Genomic DNA, 23986 nt, shown 5'->3' on the forward strand with positions numbered 1-23986 from the left:
CCGCGAACCTGCGGCATATGCGTGGCGGCGCGTGAACCGGGCCGTGAACTAGGCATCGAACATGATGACCTGGCGAAGCTGGTCGCCCGATGCCAGGGCGTCGAAGGCGGCGTTGATGTCCTCCAGCCCGATGCGGCGCGAAATCAGCCGCTCGACCGGCAGCCGGCCTTCGCGCCACAGCCTTTCCAGGAACGGAATGTCGCGCCGGGGAACCGACGAACCAAGATAGCTGCCGACGATGCGGCGCGCCTCGGCGGTCACCTGCAAGGGCGATATCTGCGCCATGGCGCCGGGCGCGGGCAGGCCGACCGTCACGGTCGTGCCGCCGGGCGCGGTGATGGCGAAGGCGGTTTCGAACGCCTTGGGATGGCCGGCGCATTCCATGACGATGTCGGCCCTGATCCCCCGGTCGACGGCGTCCTGCGGCGACAGCGCCTCGTCGGCGCCCAGCGAACGGGCGAGGGCGAGCTTGTCCGGAAGCGCGTCGATCGCGACGATCCGGCGCGGACGCAGCGCCTTCGCGGTGATGAGCGCGGCCATGCCGACGCCGCCCAGGCCGATGATCGCCACCACGTCCGCCTCGGTCGGCCGCGCCTCGTTGAGGAGCGCGCCGCCGCCGGTGAGCACGGCGCAGCCCAGCAGCGCCGCCACGTCCGGCGGAACGTCGTCGCCCACCGGGACGGCGGAACTGCGATGCGCGACCAGGTGATCCGCGAAGGCGGAGACCCCCAGATGGTGGAGGACGGGGTGGCCGCATTCGCTGAGGTGCACGTCGCCGTCGAGCAGCGTCCCCGCCCCGTTGGCGGCGGTGCCGCGGGTGCAGGGAATGCGCCCTTCAGTCCGGCATGCGTCGCAGGCGCCGCAGCGGGGCATGAAGGTGAGGACGACGCGCTGTCCCAGGGCGAGGTCGTCGACATCCGGCCCCAGGGCGACGACGCGCCCGCTGGATTCATGTCCCAGCAGCATGGGCAGCGGGCGCCTGCGGTTTCCGTTGATGACGGACAGGTCCGAATGGCAGAGGCTCGCCGCCTCGACCTTGACCAATATCTCGCCGGGGCCGGGCGGCGTCAGGTCCAGCGTGCCGATCCGGATCGGCCGGCTGTCGGCATAGGGGCGCGGCGCGTCCGACGTTTCCAGGATCGCGCCCCGGATCGTCATCGACCCGTCGCTCCGTCCATCCATGGCGGGGGATGCTGCGCTCATGCGATCAGACCCCGGCCATGGAGCCGCCGTCCACGACAAGGGCGGTTCCGGTGATCCAGGACGCGTCGTCGGACGCCAGGAAACTGGCCGCGCCGGCAATGTCCTCCGGCGTGCCCAGCCGACCGAGCGGATGACGCCGGGCAAGATCCTCCCGCGTGAACGCCTCGCCATGATGCGCCAGCACCGCATCCACCATCGGCGTGTCGATCACGCCCGGGCAGATGCAGTTCACCCGGACTCCCGATGCCGCGAAATCGAGCGCCATGCACTTCGTCATTCCGACGACCGCGCTCTTGGAACTGTTGTAGGCGACCGCGCCCGGCGTGCCCTTCAGCCCCGCGACGGAGGCGATGTTGATGATCGATCCCCTGGTCTGCCGAAGGTGGGGCACGCAATGCCGGGCGATCAGATAGGCGCTGGTCGTGTTCACTTCCAGCACCCGCGTCCACCGCGCTTCGTCGATGTCGAGCACGGTGCCGCCCGCCCACATGCCCGCCGCATGCACGACCACGTCCAGCCGCCCGGTCCATCCGACGATGGAGGCGACGGCGAATTCGATCGAGGCGGCGTCGCCGACGTCCAGGGTGGCCGCCCGCGCCCTGCCCTGTCCGCCAATCGCCTCGGCGACCTGGCCGGCGGCCCGCGCATCGATGTCGGTGACGAGGACGGACGCGCCCTGCTCCGCGAAGCGCCTGGCAATGGCTTTTCCGACGCCCCCCGCGGCGCCGGTTACGAGAACGGATTTATCCTGCATCGAACCCTCGAAGACCCTTGGCTGAAAACGGACGGCACGCGGTCGCCGACTGCGTGCCGGAAATGGCGGCGGGGAAACGGGCGCGCCCGTCCCCCGCCTTGGTCGGAGCGGCCTTGCAAGCCTGCACGCCTGTTCCGCTCCGCATGGCCTAGAAGCGCCAGTTGAACTGGATGCCGTAGGTCGCGGGCTGCCCCGCGAGCCTGCGGACCACGTCATAGAGCTTGGCGACGTTGGTCCAGTAATAGCTGTTGGTCACGTTGCGGCCGAAGACGCTGACCTGCCAATTGCCGTCGCTGCCGCCGAAGCCGGCGCGTAGGTCGAGCACGCCATAATCCTTCATGTAGAGCAGCGGTTCGTTGCCGAAACCCGCATTGGTCTTGGTCCGGTAGCTGTAGTTGACGCCCAGATTGGCATCCAGCCGCGATGAAATCGGAAAGCGGTATGCGCCGTCCAGATTGACCTGCCATTTGGGCGTATAGGGAAAATCATTCCCCTTGAAGTTCTGGCGCGTGCCGATGATCGTGTAGTTGATGAAGTCGGACGTGACCTTCGAGTCCAGGTAGGTCGCCGCGGCGGTCAGCGACAGGCCGTTGGTCGGATAGACCGTCACCTGCCCCTCAAAGCCGCGAACGCGGGACTTGGGCACGTTGACCAGCGCGATCAGCGGCCCCATCAGCGTGATGATGCGCCCCTGAAGCTGCTTGTCCGAATAGTCATAGTTGAAGGCCGCGCCGGTCACGTCGACCAGCCGCCCGAAAAGCGACGCCTTGAACCCCGCCTCCAGCGCGACCACGCTTTCCTGCTTCACCGGAACATATTGGTCGACGCTGGTGCCCGAAAGGACGGGCACGCTGCCCGCCTTGTAACCCCGGCTCGCGTTGAAATAGAGCAGCACCCGGTCGGCGGGCTTCACGTCGACGCCGAAGCGCCAGGACAGGCTGTCCTCGTTGAACGTCCCTTCGATATGGCTGGCATAGTTGAGATTGGCGTCCAGCGTCGAGCAACCGTCCATCGGAATGACGGGTATCGGCCCCAGCCCGGCCGCGGCGCGGATATTGTTGAACAGCCGCGTCAGCCCGACCGCCGAATTCTGGTTGGCCGGAAGCCCGCACCCCTCATAGTCCAGGTCCGCCTTGGTATAGCGGGCGCCGGCGTGCAGCGTGACCAGGCGGCCGATGTCATAGTCGACATTGCCGAACGCGGCATAGGTGTTGAAGTCCTGATAGCCGTAGGGCGCGGCGGCGACGTCGTTGGTCAGCGGCGTGAAAAAGCTGTTCTGGGTGGAATAGTAGGTCGCCCAGATCGCATTCTCCCGCGTCTTGTCATGCGCATAGTTGACGCCCAGGATGATGGTCGCTGGCCCGAAATTGCCGGTCAGCCGCTCCTCGGTCGAGAAGGACGAGATGCGGCCGCGAATGCTCTGGTCGCCGTTCGTCAGCGACGTGCCGTCCAGGTCGATCCGCTGGTCCATGCTCATATGCGCGTAGGAATTGAGCGAGACCAGCGTGATGTCGTCGGTCAGTTCGTAATCCCCGCGCAGCACCGCCTGGTAGAAGCTGTTGTCCTTGCGGTAGGGTGTGTTGGCGTTCCAGTCCGCCGCGCGCGGCGTCTGGGGCGCGCGCGGATAGTTGGTGACGAGCGGAATGGTGCCGGCAAATGCGCCGAACAAGGGAACCACGGCGAGGAGCTGGCCCGCCTGCATATCCCCATCGTCGATGAAACCGTTGAGGTTGAGCGAGAGCCTGAGGCGGTCGGACGCCTGCCAGTCCAGAAGGAACCGGCCCTGGAGCATGCGCTGGCGGCCCAGGCTGTCGTTGCGGGTATAGCTTTGCTGCCAGCCGTCCCCGCGCACCCCGCGAACCGCCAGGCGGGCGTTGAGGCCCGGCGCAAGCGGGCCGGTGACATAGCCCTGCGCGTCCAGCGTGTTGAAGCGCGCAAAACTCGCCGTCACGCCCGCGCCCAGCTCATCCCTGGGCTTCGCGGCGATATAGTTGATCGCGCCGCCCGTGGCGTTCTGGCCGAACAGGGTTCCCTGCGGCCCCTTGAGCACCTCGACCCGCTCCAGGTCGAAGGCGGCGCCGGTCGTCATCACGGAAAAGGGCAAGGGCGCCTCGTCGACATAGACGCTGACGGTCGGGCGCGCGCCCACCGCCGTGTCGTAGAAGCCCACGCCGCGCAGCGAATAGACCGGCACGCCGCTGCCGCTCTGCACGAAATTGAGGCCGGGCGTGACCTTCGCCAGATCCTGGACGTCGTTGATCCCCCGCGCCGCAAGCTGCTCCCCGGTCAGCGCCGTCACCGACATCGGCACGGTGCTGAGGCTCTGGGCGCGCTTCTGCGCCGTCACGACGATGTCGCTGACGCTGTTCAGGCCATTGCCCTGGTCGGCGGGGGCCGCCTGGCCATGGGCGGCATGGGGCAGAATAGCCGCCCCAGCCAGATAAAGCGCCGTCTTGAGCATTTTCATCATCAATCCCCCTCCTGGGCCCATTCGACCGATGGGTTGCCTTGAAATCACAGGCTTGAACGGCACGGCCCGTCGACCGCCGCCGGGCGACACGGCCCGGCAGGGAGCGACGGGGTTCCCGCTGACTGCCTTTCACGAAGCGACGCAACCGGACTCGATCCACTCCGGCATCCCGACTCGTTGCGTTATGTGTATCTACACATTCTGCAATGTCAATCATGTTCCGCCGCGCTCCTGCCAAGGCGCGGAAAAGCCCTGGGCAGGCCGAATCGGCGATGCGCAGCAGGGCGGCGACCAGAACCGCCCCGCCGCCGCCAGACATATCGATTCCTCGCAAGGCACTGTTTTCAGGAAATTTTAAAATCCTGCCGTCCGCGCTTGAACAACGATGTTTTCATTGGTAACACTGTTACCGGATTGGGCAGACGACGAAGGAGCTTAGGAATGCGCACGCGGATCACGGAACTGTTCGGGATCGAACATCCGATCATACAGGGCGGGATGCACTATGTCGGCTTCGCCTCCCTCGCCGCCGCGGTTTCCAATGCGGGCGGCCTGGGCCTGATCACCGGCCTGACCCAGCGCACCCCTGAACTGCTGGGGCAGGAAATCGCGAAGGCACGGGAACTGACCGACAAGCCGTTCGGCGTGAACCTGACCTTCCTGCCGACCTTCAACGCGCCGCCCTATGCCGAATATATCCAGGTCATCGCCGAAAACGGCATCCGGATCGTGGAAACGGCGGGGCGCAGCCCGGAAGAATATATGCCGCTGTTCAAGCAGGCCGGCATCAAGGTCATCCACAAATGCACCTCCGTGCGCCACGCCCTGAAGGCCGAACGGATCGGCTGCGACGCGGTTAGCGTCGACGGCTTCGAATGCGGCGGGCATCCGGGCGAAGACGACATTCCCAACATGATCCTGCTGCCGCTGGCGGCGGAGGCGCTTTCCGTGCCGTTCGTCGCGTCGGGCGGCATGGCCGACGGCCGCAGCCTGGTGGCGGCGCTGGCGCTGGGCGCCGACGGCGTCAACATGGGAACCCGTTTCGTCGCGACCCAGGACGCGCCGGTCCATGAAAATGTGAAACGGGCGCTGGTCGAGGCGACGGAACTCGATACGCGGCTGGTGATGCGGCCGCTGCGCAATACCGAGCGCGTGCTCAACAATCCCGGCGTGGAGAGGATCCGCCAGATCGAACGGGAAAAGGGCGACGCGATCAAGATCGACGATATTTTCGAGCAGGTCGCGGGCGTCTATCCCAAGGTAATGGTTGAAGGCGAGGTCGATGTCGGTGCATGGAGTTGCGGGCTGGTCGTCGGATTGATCCGGGACGTGCCGACCGTGAAGGAACTTGTCGACCGCATCATGAACGAAGCCGAGCAGATCATCACCGACCGGCTGGGCCGCTCCCTGGGCGCAACGGTCCAGAACGCGCTCGAAACGGCATAGGCGCATGCCGTCCGGCACGGCCAGATGGGAAGGTGGCGTCGACCTGCAACAGGTCCGCGCCACCTATCGGGACGAGACGCGGTCCGCCATCCTCGCCGCCGCCGCGCGCATTTTGAGCGAGGAAGGGCCGGCCGCGCTGACGGTCCGGCGCGTCGCGGAGGTCGTCAACGCTTCGACGAAGATGATCTATACCTGCTTTTCGGGCAAGGCGGGGCTGCTGGACGCGCTGTATATCCACAGTTTCGATGGCTTGGGCCGCGAATTCGGAAAATGCCTGGCAGAACCTGCGCCGGTCGCCCGATTGCGGGCGATATGCAAGGCCTATCGCGCCTATGCGCTGGCGGAACCGGCATTCTACAATGTCATGTTCGGCGACCTCGGCCGGGCCTATGAAGCGCCGCTGGAAAGCCGGCGGCGCGCCTGGTCGACATTCCGCGCCATGCGGGAGGCGGTCGCGGCCTGCCTTCCGGAAGATCGGCGGGACGAAGCCCGGCAACTCTCCCAGATGCTCTGGGCGACGCTGCACGGCGTCGTCAGTCTGGAACTGAGGGGCCTGCTCGGCGAAAAGACGGATGCCGGCGATCTGTATGACAGGACGAGCGAACTCTTCCTCCAGGGAAGCGGCCTGATCCCCTCCTGACCGGCGTCAGCAACCGCGTCAGGCGGCCGCCTTGTCGTCCATGCGCGAGGCCACGAAGTCGCGCGGCCCCAGGACCCGCCCGTCTCTGGCCTTCAGCTCGATCCTGGCCAGCGGTTCGCCATTCTGGCGGTCGACCATCGCATATCGGGCCTCGTCCGGCTTGAAGCATGTGCTTTCGCCCCACTGCCACAGCGCCATGAGAACGACGTACAACCCCTCTCCCTTTGCGGTGAGGACATAGCGGTGGCCGACGCCGTTGTCGGCGTCCGGCTCGATCCGGAAGATGTCATGTTCGACCAGCTTCTTCAGCCGCGCGGACAATATGTTCTTGGCCAGCCCGATCGCCTTCTGGAACTCGCCGAAGCGCTCCCTTCCCTTGAAGGCTTCGCGCACGATCAGCAGCGACCACCAGTCGCCGACCACTTCAAGGGAACGGGCAATGCCGCAATCGGCGTTGCCGAGATTGGTCCGCTTTCCCTTCATCGCCATCTCCAACATCACAGGAAGGTTTTGAAGTTAAACCAACTCCGCCGATTTGTCGAGCGTTCCTCCCCGCGACGCCGCCGTGAGCCATTGGCGGGGAAGGCCCTGGTCGTCGCCGCCTTCCCGAACCGCAGGGGACGGCGTCAGTCGATCTTCACGACGAGCTTGCCGAAATTCCGTCCCTCCAACAGGCCCATGAACGCCGCCGGAGCGTTGTCCAGTCCTTCGACAATGTCTTCGCGGAACCGGATCTTCCCTTCGGAAATCCACTGGCTGACCTCGTCCAGGAACTTCGGGCGCTGGTCCCAGAATTCGCCGACGATGAAACCCCGCATCATGACGCTGCGCGACAGGATGATCCGCATCGCGGCGGGCAGATGATCGACCTGTTCGCCGGACGATCCGTTATACTGGGCGATCAGGCCGCAGACCGGCACCCTGGCGAAATTGTTGAGCAGCGGCAGCACGGCCTGCCAGACGGCGCCGCCGACCAGTTCGAAATTGATGTCGATGCCGTCCGGGCACGCCGCGGCCAGATCGTCGGCGAAGGTCGGGGACCGATGGTCGACCACCGCATCGAAGCCCAGTTCCTGCTTGGCATAGGCGCATTTTTCCGCGCCGCCCGCGATTCCGACGGCCCTGGCGCCATAGAGCCTGGCGATCTGGCCGACCAGCGATCCGACCGGGCCGGTCGCCGCCGCGACGACGACCGTTTCGCCGGGCTGGGGTTTGCCCAGGGTCAGCAGCCCCGAATAAGCGGTAAGACCGGGCATGCCGAGCACGCCCACGGCGGTGGTGATCGGCTTGAAGCGGTCGTCCAGCTTCACAAGGCCAGTGCCGTCCGAAATGGCGTGCGTCTGCCATCCCAGACGTCCGGCCACGCGTTCCCCGACCGAAAAGCCCGGATGGCGGGATTCCAGCACGGTCCCGATGATCTCGCCTTCCATCACCCCGCCGACCGGCGTCGGCGCGGCATAGGATTTCCGGTCATCCATGCGGCCGCGCATATAGGGGTCGAGCGACAGATAATTCGCCCCGACCAGGAACTGTCCATCCCCGATGGGCGGCAGGGCCGCGTCCTCTGCCCTGAAATTGGCGGGCGTCACCGCGCCCTGCGGACGTTCGGCAAGGACGATCCGGTGGGTGGTCACCATGGCATATTTCCTTTTTCTTCTGTTCGGTCCGCGTGCCGTTGCGAATGGATGGGCGTTCCGAACGGGATTGCGTGGCGGCATGGGGCCTGCGCTGCGCTCGACCCGATTCCGCTCTGCCGGCCGCGAGGACGCGGCCGGTTCGAATGCGGGTCAGGCCGCCTGGACGTCCCATATGTCGATGGCGATGGCGATCCGGTCGAGGATCGGGCGGTTGTCCGCGCCGGCGGCATAGACGCGCCGCTTCGTCGGGAAGATGAGGCCGTCGAACGCCTTGTGATCGGTCGCATAGTTGGCGCTGGTCGTGCCGCCCATGATCTCCACGCTGTAGTCGTGGCGCCGCAGCAGGCCCGATTGATCGAAATAGAAGGTCTGCTGGGTGGAATGGCTGGGCACGCCTTCGGGGAATGTCACCTTCAGGCGACGCCAGGTTTCGCCATTCTCGTCCCAGGGTTCGACCTCTTCCGACGTGAAGCCGGGCAGCCTGAACAGGAACGGCGTGGTCAGATAGGTCCACATCGCATAGCCGGTGAAATAGACGAGATGCTGTTCGTCCCACGGCGTTGGAATGCTGTGCCCTTCGAAGAAGGAGCGCGGATTTTCCCGCTTATCGATCAGTTCGCCGCTGTCGGCGACGATGGCGGTGCTGTCCGGCTCCCAGACGCAATGCTGCCCTTCCTTGAGGAAGGGCGTGAATTCGGTGTGCGGCTTCCGCGTGGAGATCGAGCAATGCATGTCCGCATAGGCGCCGGGCCACTGCTTCACATGCCAGACCGTGCCCTCCGCATGGAAATGGGCTTTCAGTTCATTGATCTGCTCCCAGCGGTCCCAACCGCCATGCGCCCCGATCGCCAGGTCCAACAATTCGCTCACACCTATTCTCCATCGCTCCCCGGCCAATGCCGGATAGGTTTAACTTTGCAACCATGCAGCCCATAGGCCCTTATGGTTTAAATTTGCAACCTAAATTCGTGCGATGGATTCCCGGAGAGGTCGCCGGCAGGGCGTTCGCTAAGGGGATGGGAGCGTCGGCGGGCGCGGAAAAGCGCGGCGCGACAGGATGCGGCGCGGTGGGACGGCCGGCGCAGGGCGCCCAAGGCCGCGCCTTCAGATCATCCATTCCCGAGCCGCGGCCGGCGGGTTTCGCCGGCCGCGTCGGTTCACAGCCTGGGGCATCGTGCGGAAAGGCCTGTCCCACGCCTGTCGAAGGGGCGGGAGCCAGCCTGCCGCTTGAAACCCGCTTAGGACCGCTCGAAGATGGCGGCGAGACCCTGGCCGCCGCCGATGCACATGGTCTCCAGACCGTAGCGCGCATCGCGGCGGCGCATCTCGTTCAGCATCGTCGCGGCGATTCGCGCCCCGGTGACGCCGATCGGGTGCCCCAGGGAAATGCCCGAGCCGTTGACGTTGAGCTTGTCCAGGCGGCTGTCGTCCTCGCCCCATTCCCACGCCTTGAGCAGCGCGAGCACCTGGGCCGCAAAAGCCTCGTTGATTTCGATGAGGTCCATGTCGTCCCAGCCCAGGCCCGTGCGCGCGAACAGCCGCTGGACGGCGCCCACGGGGCCGATGCCCATGCGGGATGGATCGCAACCCGCCGCCGCCCAGCCGACGAACCAGCCGCTCGGCTCCAGGCCGAGCTTCGCGAGCTGGTCTTCGGCAACGACCAGGCAGGCCGCGGCGGCGTCATTCTGCTGGCTGGCGTTGCCGGCGGTCACCACGCCGCCCTCGATCGGCTTCAACCCGCCGAGCGTCTCCAGCGAGGCATCCTCGCGGAACCCCTCGTCCCGATCGAAAATCACGGGTTCGCCGCGCTTCTGCGGCACGGCGACGGGCACGATCTCGTCAGCGAACTTGCCCTCGCGCCAGGCGGCGGCGGCGCGCTGGTGCGATCGGACGGCATAGGCGTCCGACTGCTCCCGCGTGATGCCATAGTCGCGGGCGAGATTTTCGGCGGTCTCGATCATGCCCGTGATCACGCCATAGCGTTCGATCGGCTGCGACATCAGGCGGGCGCGGGTCAGCCGGTCGTGCAGTTCGAGGCTGCCCATGCGCGCGCCCTTGCGCAGCGCGGTCGAATAATGTTCGACATTGGACATGCTTTCCGCGCCGCCCGCGACCACGACGTCGGCCGCGCCGGTCTGAACCATCATGGCCGCTTCGATGATCGCCTGAAGGCCGGAGCCGCAGCGGCGGTCGAGCTGGAAGCCCGGCACATTCTGGGGCATGCCGGCGGCCAGCCAGGACCAGCGGCCGATGCTGGGCGCCTCCCCGCTGGGATAGCCATGTCCGAAGACGACGTCGTCGACGCGTTCGGGATCGATCCCGCTGCGTTCGACCAGCGCCTTGATGATCGTGGCGCCCAATTGCCCCGCCGTCAGCGCGGAAAGGCCGCCGCCGAATTTCCCGACGGCGGTCCGAAGAGGCGAAACGATGGCGGCTCGACGCAATGTCATGATGTCAACTCCTGTAGATTCAACGGATTGCGGGTTTATGGATTGGGGCGATGGCTCTGGATGGCGCGCTCCAGCTGACCGGCGGCCGCCCTCAGGTCGGGAAGATAGCGCTCGATCAGATCCTCGCGGCTGTGGGCGTCGGAAAAGGTGGCGACATTGAGCGCCGCCAGGACCTGCCCCTCGCGGTCGCGGACGGGAACGGCCAGGGATCGCAGCCCGACCTCCAGTTCCTCCTCGACCAGGCTCCAGCGCCGCTCGCCCACGGCGACCAGTTCGGTGCGGAGCGCATCGGGGGAAACGATGGTGCGTTCGGTCCTCGGCTCCAGGGCGGCGCGCGCCAGCCACCGTTCGGTCTCGCACGGCGCGAGCGAGGCGAGGAGGACGCGGCCCATCGACGTGCAATGGCTGGGCAGGGTGCTGCCGACCATCAGCGGCGCGGCGATCACCTGGTTCCGCTCGGCGCGGGCGATGTAGATGATGCGGCCCGGGTCCGACGGATCGAGCGCGCCGACCGACACCGTTTCCTGAAGGCTGTCGCGCAAGGCGTTGGCGACCGCCTGGCTGGCGCTGGCCAGGGGCGTGGACGTCAGGAACCCGGCGGCCAGCGGCAGCAATTTGGGCGTGAGCGAATAGCGCCCGTCCCGCTCGCGAACATAGCCAAGGCATGTCAGCGTGTGCAGGCAGCGGCCGGCGCTGGGCCGGTTCAGCCCGCTCAGCCGCGCCGCTTCCGTGATGCTGAGCGAGGACTGCCCCTCGAAAGCGCGCAGCACGCCAAGGCCCCGCGCCAGCGAAAGCATGAAGTTGGGATCGGCGGCTTGGCTGTCGTCAGCCATGGGCATTGACCTTTTGCGCTTAAACGAATATTGGCGTTTTTATCCGATAATCGGACAAATAGGGATTATTATGGCAAAGCGCAAGATATTTCCCGACGCTGATGCAGCGCTTGAGGGCGTTCTCTTCGACGGGATGACCATCATGTCCGGCGGGTTCGGGCTTTCGGGCAATCCGGAACATCTGATCGCCGGCCTGCTGCGGAACGGCGTCAAGGAACTCACCGTCATCTCCAACAATTGCGGCGCGGACGGCTTCGGCCTCTGGACGCTGCTCAACAACGGCCAGATCCGCAAGATGGTCTCCTCCTATATCGGGGAGAACAAGCTGTTCGCGGAACTCTATCTGTCGGGCCAGCTCGAACTGGAGCTCAATCCGCAGGGCACGCTGGCGGAACGCATACGCGCGGGCGGCGCGGGCATTCCGGCCTTCTACACGAAGACCGGCGTGGGAACCGTCGTCGCGGAGGGCAAGCCCGTCGAGGAATTCGAAGGGTCGCTCTATGTGCGCGAAACGTGGCTGCGGGCCGACGTTTCCATCGTGAAGGCCTGGAAAGCCGATCCGGAGGGCAATCTCGTCTATCGCAAGACGGCGCGGAACTTCAATCCGAACATGGCGACCGCCGGCAAGATCACCATCGCCGAGGTGGAGGAGATCGTCCCGGCCGGCGCGCTCGACCCCGACCAGGTCCACACGCCGGGCATCTATGTCGATCGCGTGATCCAGGGACCGTCCTATGAGAAGCGAATCGAATTCCGGACCACGCGTCCCCGCACGGAGGAGAAGGCCTGATGCCCTGGACACGTGAGGAAATGGCGGCCCGCGCCGCCGGCGAGCTGCAGGACGGCTTTTATGTGAACCTGGGCATCGGCATTCCGACGCTGGTCGCCAATTATGTGCCCGCCGACATAGAGGTCGTCCTCCAGTCGGAGAACGGCCTGCTGGGCATCGGTCCCTTTCCCTATGAGGATGAAGTCGACCCGGACCTCATCAACGCGGGCAAGCAGACGGTGACCACTTTGCCCACGTCGAGCTTCTTCAGCTCGGCCGACAGCTTCGCCATGATCCGCGGGGGGCATATCGACCTTGCCATATTGGGCGCCATGGAGGTTGCCGGCAATGGCGACCTGGCCAACTGGACCGTGCCGGGCAAGATGATCAAGGGCATGGGCGGCGCGATGGACCTGGTCGCGGGCGTGAAGCGCGTCGTCGTGGTGATGAGCCACAGCGACAAGGCGGGCAATTCCAAGATCGTCGAACGCTGCACCCTGCCGCTCACCGGCACGGGCGTCGTCGACGCCATCATTTCCGACTTCGGCCGGTTCGTGCTGGATCGGGACCGCGGCGAATTGATCGTGCAGGAACTGGCGTCGGATCTCGACATCGATTTCGTTCGCGCCCGGACGGGAATCCCGATCCGGTCGGCCTGATCCGAAATCAGACAAGCGCCGCCAAACGGCGGGGGGAGAGCGTTTTCGCAGGAAGCGGAGACGCTCTCTTTTCTTTTGCCTCTGCCCCGTCCGCGCCGAAGGGGAAAAGGCCCGTTCAGGCCTGGACGCGCATCGGCGGCTGCCTGTGCGGCGCGGCGAGGATGTTGAACAGGATGGGGGCGAGCGCCGCGCTGATGATCGCGACCAGCACCATGGCCGCGTTGGTCGCGGTGTCGAGCACGCCGATCCGGGTCGCGATGTCGGACGCCGCGACGATCAGGCTGATGCGCGCGCTCAGCAATATGCCGGCGGCCATCGCCTTTCTGCGGCCGTGGATCGGGACCAGCAGCAGCGACGGGATAATCTTGTTGGCGAAGGCGACCGCCACGAAGCCCGGCACCAGCCACAGGGTCTTGGGCGATCCCAGCAGCGCGGGAATATCGAATTTCAGGCCGACATTGATGAAGAAGAAGGGCACGATGAAGCCATAGCCGATGACCTCCAGCCGCTCGCGCCGGTGGCTGCCGCGCGGAACGATCTGCCCCAGCAGCAATCCCGCGAGGAACGCCGCCAGCACCAGTTGCGAATTCAGCATCTCCGCCAGCCAGGCCGTCAGGAACAGCAGCGCCAGGCTGAGCCTGACGAAGGGCAGGCTGGTCCGGTTGTCCAGCCGCGCCGCGGGCACCCGCGCCAGCAGCCTGGGCAGCAGCCGGATCGCCGGGACGGCGATGGCGACAAGCGCCAGGCTGCCCAAGGCGCCCTGCGCGCTGCCGCTGACGACGATCCCGGCCAGGGCGGAAATGGCGATCATCGCGAAGAAGTCGACGAGCAGCGCGGCCGAGAGGATCGTCTGCCCGTATATGTCGCTGGCGATGCCCTTTTCCTGTATCATCGGCACGACGATGCCAACCGAGCTGGTCGAAAGGATCGCGGCATAGATCGCCAGGTGCACCAGGGGCGTCCCCGGGTCGAGCAGCAGCCAGGCGCCAAGGCCGGCCATGGCGAGGGTCAGCAGCGATATGAGGATGGCCAGGATGAGCGGCCTCGCCCGCTGCGCCCCCTGCGGCCGGGCCAGCAACGCGCCGAAATCCACTTCCAGCCCCGCGATCACCATGGGTATGGCAAGCCCGATCTGGGCGAACAGCTCCATCGAGGGACCGGGCGACAGGAATCCCAGGCCATGCGGGCCGACCAGTATCCCGAACGCGATTTCCAGCACCAGCGCGGGCAAGAGGGCCTTGGGCATCCATTGGGCGACGACGGCGGCCAGTGCGCTGCCGGCACAAGCCAGGGCCAATATGGAAACTATCACTTGTCCCTCTATGTCCTCATCATGGCGCGGCGGCGGATGCCCGCTTCCTGATTGCCGACCTTCTCTCCGGCGGCGCCTGAGGGTCGATCCGTTGGTGCGCGGACGGCAAGCCCTTATCCCATGAACGACCGGCACTCAACCGTTGGTTCCGGACGGATGGGACGAGTTGCGGGGAAGCCCACCGCGATGTCCGCCGGACCCGCCGCGTCAGCCGCCGAACGCCCGCCATCCGGCAACCGTCGCGCGCGCGGCGTCTCCCTGCGCCAGCGCAAGCGCGTCGGCCGCCTGGAGAACACGGCGCTGCGCCTCGACCAGTTCGGCCAGCGAAACATGGCCCGCCCGATAGGCGCGATCCAGCGCGTCGCAGGCGGCGGTCGCGGCCCGGACCTCTTCGGCATGGACGGCTTCGCGCTCTCTGGCGGTCCGCCAGGCGACGACGGCGCGTTCGACATCCTCGGCGGCGCGCAGCGCGGCATTGCGGAACTGGGCGATGGCCTCCCGCTCCGCGCCCTTCGCCCGTGCGACCTCCGCATCGACCCGGCCGAAGTCGAAAAGCCGCCAGCGCAGGCCCAACCCGCCCTGCACCACGCTTGCCGGGCCGGAAAAGAGCCTGCCCGCGTCATTGCCCTGAAAACCCAGCAGGCCCGACAGGGTGAATTTGGGATAATATTCGGCAAGGGCGACGCCCAGCCGCGCATGGCCGGCAGCAACGCGCCGCTCGGCAGCGACCAGATCCGGCCTGCGCCGCATCAGATCGGCGGGCAGCCCCATGGCCGCGAAACCGGCGACCGGCACCGGCTCCGGCCTCTCCAGCGCCTGGACAACCGAATCCGGCAGGCCGCCGGCCAGCACCGCCAGCCGCGCCAACTGCGCCTGCGCCGCCTGGTCGAACTCGGCGATCCCGGCGCGGATCGCGGCGGTGGAGGCGCGGGACTGGTCCAGTTCGAAACGGGCAGCCGCGCCATGGACGAAGCGGGCGCGGACGATATTTTCCAGCTTCTGCGCCGCCGCCGCCTGATCGACGGCGATGGAGCGCCTGCGCTGCGCGGAACGAAGGAGGATATAGGCATCGCCAATCTCCGCCGCCACGGTGAGGCGGACGGCCTGGCTGTCGGCGACGGCCGCCTCCAGTTCCGCGACGGCCGCTTCCCGCCCGCGCTTCAGCCCGCCGGCAAGGTCCAGTTCCCAGCTTGCCCCGCCGACCAGTTCGAAACTGTCCTGCGTCCGGTCGAAATCCGGGACATAATCGGCGATCTGCCCCAGCCCGGCCCTCAGCGACTGGCGCGTCCGGACCGCGGAACCGTCCAGCGATCCCGACGGCATCCGCGCCGCCCGCGCCGACCCGGCGGCCGCCCTTGCCTGGTCGACCCGCGCCATCGCCGCCTCCACGTCGAAGCCGCCCTTGAGGCCGCGCGCGACCAGATCGTCCAGCATGGGGTCGGCGAAATCCCGCCACCACGGCCTGCCGCCCGGCTCCACGATCAGGGGAGCATTGTGAAAGGCGGCCGGCAGCGGCAAGGCCGGCCGTCGATACTCCGTGCCCGCGGCGCAGCCGCCCAGCAGGGCAAGGCCGATCAGGGCGGCCAGAGACCGATTCGTCGTCACGACGCTTCTCCCGTCCGGGCGAGCAGGAGATAGACGACCGGCGTCGCCACCCGCGACAGCAGGGTGGAGGCGATCAGGCCGCCGATGATCGCGACCGCCATCGGGCCGTACAGCCCCGATCCGCCCATGGCGAGCGGCAGCAGCCCGCCGATCGCCGTGACGGAGGTGAGCAGCACGGGCAGGAAGCGCATCTCGCCCGCCTGCTCGATCGCTTCGCGCATGGCGATCCCCTGCCCCCGCAACTGTTCGGTGAAATCGACGAGAAGGATCGAATTCTTTATCTCTATGCCGATCAGCGCGATCAGGCCGATCATCGCCGTGAAGCTCAGCGAATTGCCCGTCAGCCACAGCGCCAGGACGGCGCCGAGCAGGCCGAGCGGTATGATGCTGGCCACCACCGCGACGAGCCTGAAGCGCCCGAATTCCATGACCAGCACGGCCAATATGCCAAGGCAGGCGACGATCGCCGCCGCCGTCATCCCCGCATTGCCGCTTTCCTGCTCCTCCGCTTCGCCGCCAAGCGCGATGGTGTAGCCCGCCGGCAGGCGCACGGCCCCGCGCACCCGGTCGAGCGCGGCTTGCGTCACCGCCCCCGTCAGATGGCCTGCCCCGACATAGGCCGTCAGGGTGACGGATCGTTCGCGATCATGGCGTTCGATGCGCGCCGGTCCCGTTTCCATGCCGGGATCGGCAAGGGCGCGAAGCGGCACCGCCCGGCCGTCGACGGACGGAACATGGATCCGGTCGAGCGCCTCGACCCTGTTGCGCTGCGCCATGGGCAGCCTGACGCGGACGGGATAGTCGTCCCCTTCCGCATCGCGAAGGCGGCCGGAAAATTCGCCGTCCAGCGCCAGCCGGGCGGCCTGTCGGGCGGCGCCCGCCGGGACGCCCAGCGCAGCCGCCTTCGCCTCGTCGATCTCCAGCGCCAGGTCGGCGCGGTCCTGGCGGACCGGATTGTCGACGTCGCGGATGCCCGGCGTGCCGGCCATGGCCGCCTCCGCCTGCCGGGCAAGGGCGCTCAGGGTAGCGAGATCCTCGCCGGCGATGCGGATTTCTATGGGGGCGGCGATCGGCGGACCCTGAACGAAGCCCAGGACGGTGATGCGCGCCCCCGGAAAGGCGGCGAACTCCCGCCGCAGGTCCGAAAGAAGCCGGGCGGAATGGGCGGGCCGGCCGTCGCGCAAAGACACCGCGACCTCCGCGAAGGCAGGGTCGGGATCATGCTGGCGGACATTATAATAGATCTGGGGATTGCCCCGGCCCAGATTGGCGGCGAACCATTCCACCTCCGACGCCCGCGCGAGCCGCCGTTCGACCTGGCGCAGGACCGCGTCGGTCGCGGGCAGCGAAGCCCCCTGCGGCAGTTCGATGCGGACCAGGAATTGCGGCGTGTCGGCCGGCGGGAAAAGGCTGGTCCCGATGGCCGCGATCAGCGGCGCGATGAACAGGCAGAGCCCGCCCAGCAGCGCCAGCGCCAGCCCGGGCCGGTCGAGCGCGCGATGCAGCACGGGCGCGTAGAAGCGATGGATGCCCCGCTCGATCATCGCCAGCATGCGATTGCCCTTCTCATCCTCGCGCGCGGGCAGCACCCGGCTGGCGACGAAGGGAATGATCGTAAGCGCGATGACGAAGGATGCGGAAACCGTAGCGATCACGCTGACGGGAAGGGAGCGGATGAACGCGCCCGACCCTTCCGGCAGCGCCAGCAGCGGCAGGAAGGCGAGCAGCAGGCAGGCCGTGCACCCCGCGACCGCCAGCAATATCTGCCGCGAACCCTCCATGGCGGCGGTGACGCGGTCCTCGCCGGATCGCTGGCGGCGCGTGATGTTCTCGACCACCACGACGCTGTCGTCGACGAGCAGCCCCAGCGAAAGCACGAAACCGCTGATCGAAAGCTGGTTCAGCCCGAACCCCAGCGCCTGCAGGATGGCAAGGCCGGCAAGCAGCGACAGCGGGATGGCGAACATCACCACCCCGGCGGCGCGCAGCCCCAGCGGAAGCAGCGTGATGGAGACGATGGCCAGCGCCAGCAGGAAATCCCGGTAGAGGCCGTTCAGCCGCCGCTCCACATTGCTGGCCTGGAAGAAGCCATATTCGAGCTTGACGCCGCCGGGGACCATCCGCTCGAAACGGGCCAGTTCCGTCCGGATCGCCTGGGTCAGGACGCCGATGTCCACGCCCTCCTTGGCCGTGGCGGTAAGCAGCAGGGCGCGCCGGCCGTTGAAGCGGACGACATGCTCCGGCTCCCCGTTCGCCCATTCGACCCGCGCCAGGTCGCCTATGCGCGCCACCGCCCCCTCGCGGGAAAGGACCGGAACCCGCCGCACATCGTCGAGCGAGCGAAAGGCGCCGCCGGTCCGGACGATCAGGCGGCGCTGCCCCGCATTGACCGATCCGACGGGCGCCTCGTCGCTGGCCCGCTTCAACGCGTCGACGACCAGCGAGGCGGGCAGGCGCAGTTCGGCGAGGCGGCCCGGATCGATCGCGACGCGCACCTCCATCGGCGGCGCGCCCCAATATTCCGCCCGGCGCACGCCGGGAATGCGGGCAATATCCTCCCCCATGTCGTCGGCGAATTTCTCCAGCCGCCGCATCGGCAGCCGGTCGCTGACCAGGGCGGCCTGGAAGATCGCCGTCTCGCTGGTCCGGTTGCGGACGACGTCCAGCCGCGTGACGCCGTCGGGCAGCGTCGGCCGCAGGGCCGTGACCTCGCGGACGACCTCCTCATATTTGCGCTCGGCGCTGCTGGACCAGTCGAATTCGGCCTGGATCGTCGCCGCGCCGTCGGTCGCGCTGGCCTGCACGTCCTTCAGGTCGTCAATGCCGTAGAGGGCATTTTCGACCGGCTTGATCACCAGCTGCTCCAGATCGGCGGGCGTGGCCCCCGGCATCGCGATGCGGATGCTCATGCCCGGAACCGGGAATTGGGGGTCTTCGGACCGCGCGACGCTGATCCAGGAGGCAATCCCGACCGCCAGCGCCAGGCCTGTCAGGACCAGGGTCAGGCGGCTGCGCCGGATGAGGAAGGCGGCGGGGTTGAAGCCCATCGCTCAGTTCCCGCCCGCCACAAGGACAGGATCGCCGTCTTTCAGATAGCCCGCTCCCGCCGTGACGACGCGCGTGCCGGGGGACAGGCCGGCCACGACCGCATCGTCGGCCTCGAACCGGACCAGCCGCAGGCGGACGAACCTGGCCCGGCCGTTCGCGCCGACGGTGAAGACGCCCCCCTCCCGGCCCGATCGGGGGACGAAGGCTTCGGCGGGGACGGCCGCCAGCGAAGGTTGCGCGGGGGCGGCGGAGGACGGGAACCGGACGGAGGCGATGGCGCCGCTTTGCCCATGGCCGCCCGACGGCAACCGGACCTCGACCATGCGCGTGCCCGTCGCGCCGTCGACCAGCGGCTGGCTTTTCGCGACCCGTCCGGCAAGCGCCTGCCGCCCTTCGAAACGGACTTCCGCAGGCGTGCCGATGGCGATGCCGTCAGCATCCCGTTCCGCCAGCGGCACCCTGATGACGAGCGGGCTGTCATAGTCCGCGACCCGCAGGATCGCCTGTCCCGCGCCGACCGTTTCGCCAAGCTGCGACAGGCGTTCCAGCACCACGCCGGAAAAGGGCGAGACGAGCGTTGCCGATTGCTGGTCGTAACGCGCCGCGGCCGCCGCCGCCCTCGCCTGTTCCACCGTGTCGCGCTGGTCCTGAACCGCCGCCGACGCGACCGACCCGCTCTGCGCGAGCGCCTCCAGCCGAGCCAGGGTGCGCGTGGCGCGGGCCAGCTCCGCATCCCGCGAAGCGAGCTGTTGCTGGATGTCGGTGCCGGCGATCCGGGCCAGCGGCTGACCCACGCGGATGCGGCTCCCCATGTCGACCGTCAGGCGGGAAATCACGCCGCCGACGCGAAAGGACAGGGTGGATTGCCGCTCATAGGCCGCCGTGCCGGAGGCGCTGACCCCCTGTCGCGCGGAAGCTGGCGCGGCGAGAGCGACGCGGACGGCCGTGGGGCCCGGTTCCGCCTCGTCGCGCCGCGCCGCGCCGCAGCCGGGCAGCAGCAAGGCGGCGAGGGCCGCCGCGACGGCCATGAGACGGCCCGCCCGCACATCCATGGCGGGCAGGCCTGCGGGGGAATGATCGGTCATCGGGCCACTTCGGCAGGAATGAAGGCGGCGCTTGCGATCCCAGGGATCAGAAGCTGAAGGAGAGGGCGAGACCGGCAATGGCCTGCACCTTCGATCCCTCCTCGACGATCGGGCTGTCCCCGGCGTCTCCAAGATAATGGTTGGCGCCGGCCCGCGCGATCAGCCCCCAGCGCCGACTAAGCCGATAGCCCAGGGTCGCGCCCGCGCCGACGTCGCGAAGGCCGCCGCCGGGCCGATAGGCGGCAAGGCCGGACCGCAGCGACTCCTCCGCCGTGAGGCCGAAATAGCTGCGCATATATTTGCCGTCGCTATAATTGGCCTGCGCGTCGACATTCACGAAAACCCGACCGCCGCGATAGGCGGCGTAGGAAAGCTGCGCGGTCGCCACCAGGCCGTCATGGCCGTCATTGACGTCCTTGAGCACGGTCAGGTCGACGGCGACCTCCCCCTGCCCCTTTTCATCGCCGCCGAAGCGATAGCCGACGAACCCGCCCAGCTCGACAGCCTGTCCCACATCGTCCAGCAGCTTCACTCGTCCGTCGCCGTCGCTCGAACTGTTGCGCTTGAACCGCAGGTTGATCGCCGGGCCGAACTGCACCGGGCTGTCGCCCAGCAGGTCTAGGCGGGCGCGCAGCCCGCGCAGTTCGAACTCCATCCCCTTCCAGCGCAGGTCGGCTATGCCGAAGGGAATGAGCTGATAGCTTTTGGCGCCGTCATAGGCGGGCGTGGTGCCGGGGCCGAGCGCGATGAAGCCCGAAGGCCCCTTCCCTTCCCGCCCGTCCTCCATCTTGCGGCCGCTCTCCGCCGTATCGCCGAGCGCCTCCTGCGCGGCCGCGGGGGCGGAGGCGATGGTGAACAGGGCCAGGAGGGGCCGGATGACAAGTCGTTTCATGCGCAATCTCCAAGGCGACGGCACGATGCCGCCGGTGCCCCACCCGGCTAATGGGGGAAGGGATTTGCGGGCAAAGCGATATTCGCACTTGCACAATTTACTTCGTAAATTTACACTGTACGCACGGCAAATGGATATTCACGATGCACGATTTCGCGAAATTGCATGTCGAGGATTGGGCGAAGCGGCACGGCCTGCTGGCGGGAATCGCGCTGTTGTTCGCGGCCACGCTCGCCTGGCTCGGCGCCTTCGGTTCCCATGATTTCGAACCGTTCGCGCGGGTCGGCTATTGGACCGTCATCTTCCTCGTCCAATATGGGCTGGCCGCCGTGACGATGCCTCTTCTGCGGGCCTGGCCCCCGCTCGCCGCCGGTTCCATGGTCCATCGCGTGGCGCTGGGAACGGCGATCACCTCCGTGCCGATGTTCTTCGTCACCGCCGCCGCCTCGATGTCGGAGGGGACGTGGACCCCGGTTCCCAGCGAAGTGTTCGAACTGATCCTGGCGATATGGATCATCGGCGGGGCCTATCTGTTCCTCTGGGAAAAACTGTCTTCCGCGCCCTTCCCGGCGGGACGGTCCGTCGAAGCGGCGACGCCGCCAATCCCGAACCCGCCGGCAGAGGCCGCGTCCCGGCACGCCCCCGCGACGGACGGCCTGCTGTTCGAACGGTTGCCGCCCGAACTGGGGCGGGACGTCATATGCCTGGGCAATGAGGATCATTATGTCCGCGTGCACACGACCCTGGGCAACGCCCTCATCCTCATGCGCTTCGCCGACGCGCTGGACAGCCTGTCGGCCATGGAGGGCCAGCGGGTCCATCGGTCCTGGTGGGTGTCGCGAAGCGCGGTCGTCCGGATCGACCGTTTCGGCCGCACGGCGCGGCTGCAATTGCGCAACGGCCTGACCGTGCCGGTGTCCCAACCCTATCTCGCGCTTGCGAAAAGGCTCTGGGGTCCGACCCACGGCACGGTCGCGGCATGACCGCCGGGGACGGGCGCCACCCGCGCTGGCAGGGGGGGGAGGCGTTCGCCTCCTCCCAGGCGATCTTTCGAAACGCCGCCCATGCCATGATCCGGGCCGGCAGCCTGTCGACCCTGTCCATGCGCGGCCTTGCGGCGGCGGTCGGGGCCAGCGCCATGACCGCCTATCGCTACTATCCCGACAAGCATGCCCTGATCGCCGATGTGCGCGAGGAGGTGTGGCGGCAATTCGCGGCCTGTCTCGATCGTGCGACGGCCAGCATTTCCGGCGCGGAGGATCGGTTCCGGCGCGCCTGCGACGCCTATGTGCGCTTCGCGCTCGACCGGGAACATGAATTCCGCCTGCTGTTCGAAACCGACAAGCAGGAAACGGCCGCCAGGCCGGAGGGGTCGAGCGACGCCGCGTCCTGGACCCTGCTGACCGGGCTGGTCAGGCAACTGATGCCCGACGCGGACCGGGACGAGGTTCTGGAGCAGGCGCACTGGATCTGGGCGAGCCTGCACGGAATGACGATGCTGCATCTTTCCGGCCGGCTGATGCTGGGGCGGTCGCTCGACCAATTGGCCGCGAAGGTGATCGAGGCCCACCTCCAGGCCTTGCGGCAAAGCGCCGGCGGGCGCGCGTCCCCGGTCGCGCCGCTTCCATAGCCGGGACGTCCGCTCCGTCATGGCCGCCGCGTCGGAAATGGCCCCAGGCGAGAGATTTCATGTCGGAGGCGGAATCCTTGGCACTTGCGCGCTCCCCCGCAGTTCCCTGCCGCAAGGAGGATGCCGTGTCGGACAAGATCGTTTCCATTGGCCTGCTGACCGCGAGGGATCTTGAGCTTCTGGGCCAGGGATTCCGCCGGCACTTTCCCATCAGGGATGACGACCTGTTCAAGGATCTGCTGGCCAAGCTGGACGAGCTGCCGGCACGGCCGGACCCGCGCGCCGATGGCAAGCGGTGAACGGGCGGCCAAGAAGGCTCGGCCTTTGCCTGCTGCTGGCGGCGATGCTGTTGATCCTTGCCGCCATCGTCGGCCTGATGGTCCATTCCAGCATCGAGGCGCCCGACCCCGCATCGCGCACCCCCAAGGGCGCCATGCCGCCGGAGGGGGAACCGATGCGCCCCGCGGATTAGGCGGCATTGCGGCTCGCCATCTCGCGAAGGCCGGTCGTGCGATAAGGTAGTGCATGCTTGTGGAGGAGGAAAAGATGATCCGCATGTTCCTGGTGGCGGGCAGCCTGCTCGCCGCCGCCTGTTCGGGCGAGCCGGCTTCCGACCGGAACGCCCTCGACGGCGCGGCCATCAACCGGGCGGACGACGCGCCGGGCAATGGCGCGGCCGTTCCGCCGCCGACCAGCGGATCGGGCGCCGTGCCGCCCAATGCGCCCGGCGCGAACAATTCCCCATGAACGACCGACGGGGCGGGATGGCCGAAGCCGAACGTCCGTTGGAGCCGCAATCCGGACGCCGCGCCCGCTATCGGGACGCCCTTTTCGCGGCGAACCAGATGACGTGCCTTGGCCCCTTGCCGTTGCTGCGGGCGCGCACGGCGACCTCCTCCACGGCCAGGCCGGCGCGGGACAGGCGGCGGGCGAAGCTCGCGTCGGGCGCGGCGGACCAGATCGCCAATATGCCGCCGGGCCTGAGCGCGGCGATGGCCGCCGCGATCCCCTGCGCCGAATAGAGGCGGTCGTTCGCCTGGCGCACCAGCCCGTCCGGCCCGTTGTCGACGTCCAGCAATATGGCGTCGTACAGCCCCCGCGCCGCGCCGATCACATCGGCCACGTCCGCCTGGACCAGGCGCACGCGCGGATCGTCCAGGCACCCCGCGGCCAGTTCCGCCATCGGTCCGCGCGCCCATTGGATGATCTCCGGCACCAGTTCCGCCACGGTGACGGTTGCGGTGCCGTCGAGCGCCGCCAGCGCCGCCCGCAGCGTGAAACCCATGCCGTAACCGCCGATCAGCAGATGCGGGCGCGCCCGGCCGCGCAGCCTTTCGCAACTGAGATTGGCGAGCGCCTCCTCCGATCCGCTCATCCGGCTGCTCATCAACTCGTTGCGGTCCAGCACGATCATGAAATCCCCGCCCCGCCGATAGAGGGTCAGTTCCTCTCCGCCGGGAACCTGCGCCGATCCGATGAATTCGCGTGCCTGCATGCCACTTTCTCCCGGCGGGGTCCGCCGCCGGGGGCTTTACGGCAATGCGGCGCGGCGT

At 67.7% G+C, this 23986-nt stretch carries 24 protein-coding genes; 10 read left to right on the forward strand and 14 right to left on the reverse strand.

From position 1 onward, the window contains the following. Positions 1–48: 48 nt before the first annotated feature. The 3 genes from Sj15T_RS19865 to Sj15T_RS19875 all read right to left on the reverse strand — a co-directional run bounded on the left by Sj15T_RS19865 (position 49) and on the right by Sj15T_RS19875 (position 4427). Positions 49–1182 carry an alcohol dehydrogenase catalytic domain-containing protein gene (locus Sj15T_RS19865; RefSeq protein WP_013054059.1) on the reverse strand — a complete coding sequence of 378 codons (1134 nt, stop codon included), beginning with the start codon at positions 1180–1182 and terminating at the stop codon, positions 49–51. A gap of 25 nt (positions 1183–1207) precedes the next feature. Next, on the reverse strand, positions 1208–1957 hold the full coding sequence (locus tag Sj15T_RS19870) for an SDR family NAD(P)-dependent oxidoreductase (protein ID WP_013054060.1): 750 nt from the start codon (positions 1955–1957) through the stop codon (positions 1208–1210). A gap of 148 nt (positions 1958–2105) precedes the next feature. After that, positions 2106–4427, reverse strand: coding sequence for a TonB-dependent receptor (locus Sj15T_RS19875; RefSeq protein ID WP_338756238.1), 2322 nt, complete (start codon positions 4425–4427; stop codon positions 2106–2108). Between Sj15T_RS19875 and Sj15T_RS19880 the strand changes: the two genes are divergently transcribed. The 3 genes from Sj15T_RS19880 to Sj15T_RS19890 all read left to right on the forward strand — a co-directional run bounded on the left by Sj15T_RS19880 (position 4411) and on the right by Sj15T_RS19890 (position 6513). Next, on the forward strand, positions 4411–4785 hold the full coding sequence (locus Sj15T_RS19880; protein WP_148225618.1) for a hypothetical protein: 375 nt from the start codon (positions 4411–4413) through the stop codon (positions 4783–4785). The genes Sj15T_RS19875 and Sj15T_RS19880 overlap by 17 nt on opposite strands. 83 nt (positions 4786–4868) lie before the next feature. Then, positions 4869–5873 carry a nitronate monooxygenase family protein gene (locus Sj15T_RS19885; RefSeq protein WP_013054063.1) on the forward strand — a complete coding sequence of 335 codons (1005 nt, stop codon included), beginning with the start codon at positions 4869–4871 and terminating at the stop codon, positions 5871–5873. A gap of 4 nt (positions 5874–5877) precedes the next feature. Further along, positions 5878–6513 (forward strand): TetR-like C-terminal domain-containing protein, encoded by a 636-nt coding sequence (locus Sj15T_RS19890; RefSeq protein ID WP_007684910.1) that lies wholly within the window; start codon positions 5878–5880, stop codon positions 6511–6513. Positions 6514–6531: 18 nt separating this feature from the next. Here the strand turns inward: Sj15T_RS19890 and Sj15T_RS19895 are convergent, their stop codons facing one another. From Sj15T_RS19895 to Sj15T_RS19915, 5 genes are all read right to left on the reverse strand, one after another. Continuing rightward, positions 6532–6996, reverse strand: coding sequence for a helix-turn-helix domain-containing protein (locus Sj15T_RS19895; protein ID WP_025161107.1), 465 nt, complete (start codon positions 6994–6996; stop codon positions 6532–6534). A gap of 143 nt (positions 6997–7139) precedes the next feature. After that, positions 7140–8150, reverse strand: coding sequence for an NADP-dependent oxidoreductase (locus Sj15T_RS19900; RefSeq protein ID WP_013054065.1), 1011 nt, complete (start codon positions 8148–8150; stop codon positions 7140–7142). Positions 8151–8300: 150 nt separating this feature from the next. Continuing rightward, positions 8301–9020, reverse strand: coding sequence for a hypothetical protein (locus Sj15T_RS19905; protein WP_013054066.1), 720 nt, complete (start codon positions 9018–9020; stop codon positions 8301–8303). Positions 9021–9388: 368 nt separating this feature from the next. Further along, the gene (locus tag Sj15T_RS19910; RefSeq protein WP_013054067.1) at positions 9389–10600 is read right to left on the reverse strand and encodes an acetyl-CoA C-acetyltransferase; all 1212 of its coding nucleotides are present in this window, start codon (positions 10598–10600) and stop codon (positions 9389–9391) included. 35 nt (positions 10601–10635) lie between these two features. Beyond that, on the reverse strand, positions 10636–11433 hold the full coding sequence (locus Sj15T_RS19915) for an IclR family transcriptional regulator C-terminal domain-containing protein (protein WP_007684916.1): 798 nt from the start codon (positions 11431–11433) through the stop codon (positions 10636–10638). Positions 11434–11503: 70 nt separating this feature from the next. On the opposite strand from Sj15T_RS19915, the gene Sj15T_RS19920 reads away from it, so the two are divergent. Together Sj15T_RS19920 and Sj15T_RS19925 are read left to right on the forward strand one after the other, a co-directional pair. Then, positions 11504–12223: a CoA transferase subunit A gene (locus Sj15T_RS19920; protein WP_007684919.1), complete on the forward strand. Its 720-nt coding sequence runs from the start codon at positions 11504–11506 to the stop codon at positions 12221–12223. Continuing rightward, complete coding sequence (locus Sj15T_RS19925) at positions 12223–12861, forward strand: 3-oxoacid CoA-transferase subunit B (RefSeq protein ID WP_007686450.1); 639 nt, start codon at positions 12223–12225, stop codon at positions 12859–12861. The genes Sj15T_RS19920 and Sj15T_RS19925 overlap by 1 nt, the downstream gene beginning before the upstream one ends. Before the next feature lie 115 nt (positions 12862–12976). On the opposite strand, the gene Sj15T_RS19930 is transcribed toward Sj15T_RS19925, so the two are convergent. The 5 genes from Sj15T_RS19930 to Sj15T_RS19950 all read right to left on the reverse strand — a co-directional run bounded on the left by Sj15T_RS19930 (position 12977) and on the right by Sj15T_RS19950 (position 20803). After that, entirely contained in the window at positions 12977–14173 is a 1197-nt protein-coding gene (locus Sj15T_RS19930) for a cation:proton antiporter (protein ID WP_269076465.1), read from the reverse strand. Positions 14174–14380: 207 nt separating this feature from the next. Then, complete coding sequence (locus Sj15T_RS19935) at positions 14381–15778, reverse strand: efflux transporter outer membrane subunit (protein WP_013054071.1); 1398 nt, start codon at positions 15776–15778, stop codon at positions 14381–14383. Continuing rightward, a complete protein-coding gene (locus Sj15T_RS19940) occupies positions 15775–18825 on the reverse strand; it encodes an efflux RND transporter permease subunit (protein ID WP_013054072.1) in 3051 nt (1016 codons plus the stop codon). The genes Sj15T_RS19935 and Sj15T_RS19940 overlap by 4 nt, the downstream gene beginning before the upstream one ends. 3 nt (positions 18826–18828) lie before the next feature. After that, on the reverse strand, positions 18829–19911 hold the full coding sequence (locus Sj15T_RS19945; protein ID WP_013054073.1) for an efflux RND transporter periplasmic adaptor subunit: 1083 nt from the start codon (positions 19909–19911) through the stop codon (positions 18829–18831). 46 nt (positions 19912–19957) lie between these two features. After that, positions 19958–20803 carry a MipA/OmpV family protein gene (locus Sj15T_RS19950; protein WP_013054074.1) on the reverse strand — a complete coding sequence of 282 codons (846 nt, stop codon included), beginning with the start codon at positions 20801–20803 and terminating at the stop codon, positions 19958–19960. A gap of 143 nt (positions 20804–20946) precedes the next feature. Between Sj15T_RS19950 and Sj15T_RS19955 the strand changes: the two genes are divergently transcribed. The 5 genes from Sj15T_RS19955 (at position 20947) to Sj15T_RS19975 (ending at position 23180) form a co-directional block, all read left to right on the forward strand. Beyond that, complete coding sequence (locus tag Sj15T_RS19955) at positions 20947–21786, forward strand: LytTR family DNA-binding domain-containing protein (RefSeq protein ID WP_007686444.1); 840 nt, start codon at positions 20947–20949, stop codon at positions 21784–21786. Further along, positions 21783–22433 carry a TetR-like C-terminal domain-containing protein gene (locus Sj15T_RS19960; RefSeq protein ID WP_013054075.1) on the forward strand — a complete coding sequence of 217 codons (651 nt, stop codon included), beginning with the start codon at positions 21783–21785 and terminating at the stop codon, positions 22431–22433. The genes Sj15T_RS19955 and Sj15T_RS19960 overlap by 4 nt, the downstream gene beginning before the upstream one ends. A 125-nt stretch (positions 22434–22558) precedes the next feature. Beyond that, positions 22559–22732: a hypothetical protein gene (locus Sj15T_RS19965; RefSeq protein WP_233431815.1), complete on the forward strand. Its 174-nt coding sequence runs from the start codon at positions 22559–22561 to the stop codon at positions 22730–22732. Next, the gene (locus Sj15T_RS19970) at positions 22729–22905 is read left to right on the forward strand and encodes a hypothetical protein (RefSeq protein ID WP_013054076.1); all 177 of its coding nucleotides are present in this window, start codon (positions 22729–22731) and stop codon (positions 22903–22905) included. The genes Sj15T_RS19965 and Sj15T_RS19970 overlap by 4 nt, the downstream gene beginning before the upstream one ends. 74 nt (positions 22906–22979) lie before the next feature. Beyond that, a complete protein-coding gene (locus Sj15T_RS19975; RefSeq protein ID WP_253720734.1) occupies positions 22980–23180 on the forward strand; it encodes a hypothetical protein in 201 nt (66 codons plus the stop codon). Positions 23181–23247: 67 nt separating this feature from the next. On the opposite strand, the gene Sj15T_RS19980 is transcribed toward Sj15T_RS19975, so the two are convergent. After that, the gene (locus tag Sj15T_RS19980; RefSeq protein ID WP_013054078.1) at positions 23248–23928 is read right to left on the reverse strand and encodes a hypothetical protein; all 681 of its coding nucleotides are present in this window, start codon (positions 23926–23928) and stop codon (positions 23248–23250) included. Positions 23929–23986: the final 58 nt, after the last annotated feature.

The sequence above is a fragment of the Sphingobium sp. TA15 genome, assembly GCF_037101235.1.
Lineage (GTDB): Bacteria > Pseudomonadota > Alphaproteobacteria > Sphingomonadales > Sphingomonadaceae > Sphingobium > Sphingobium indicum.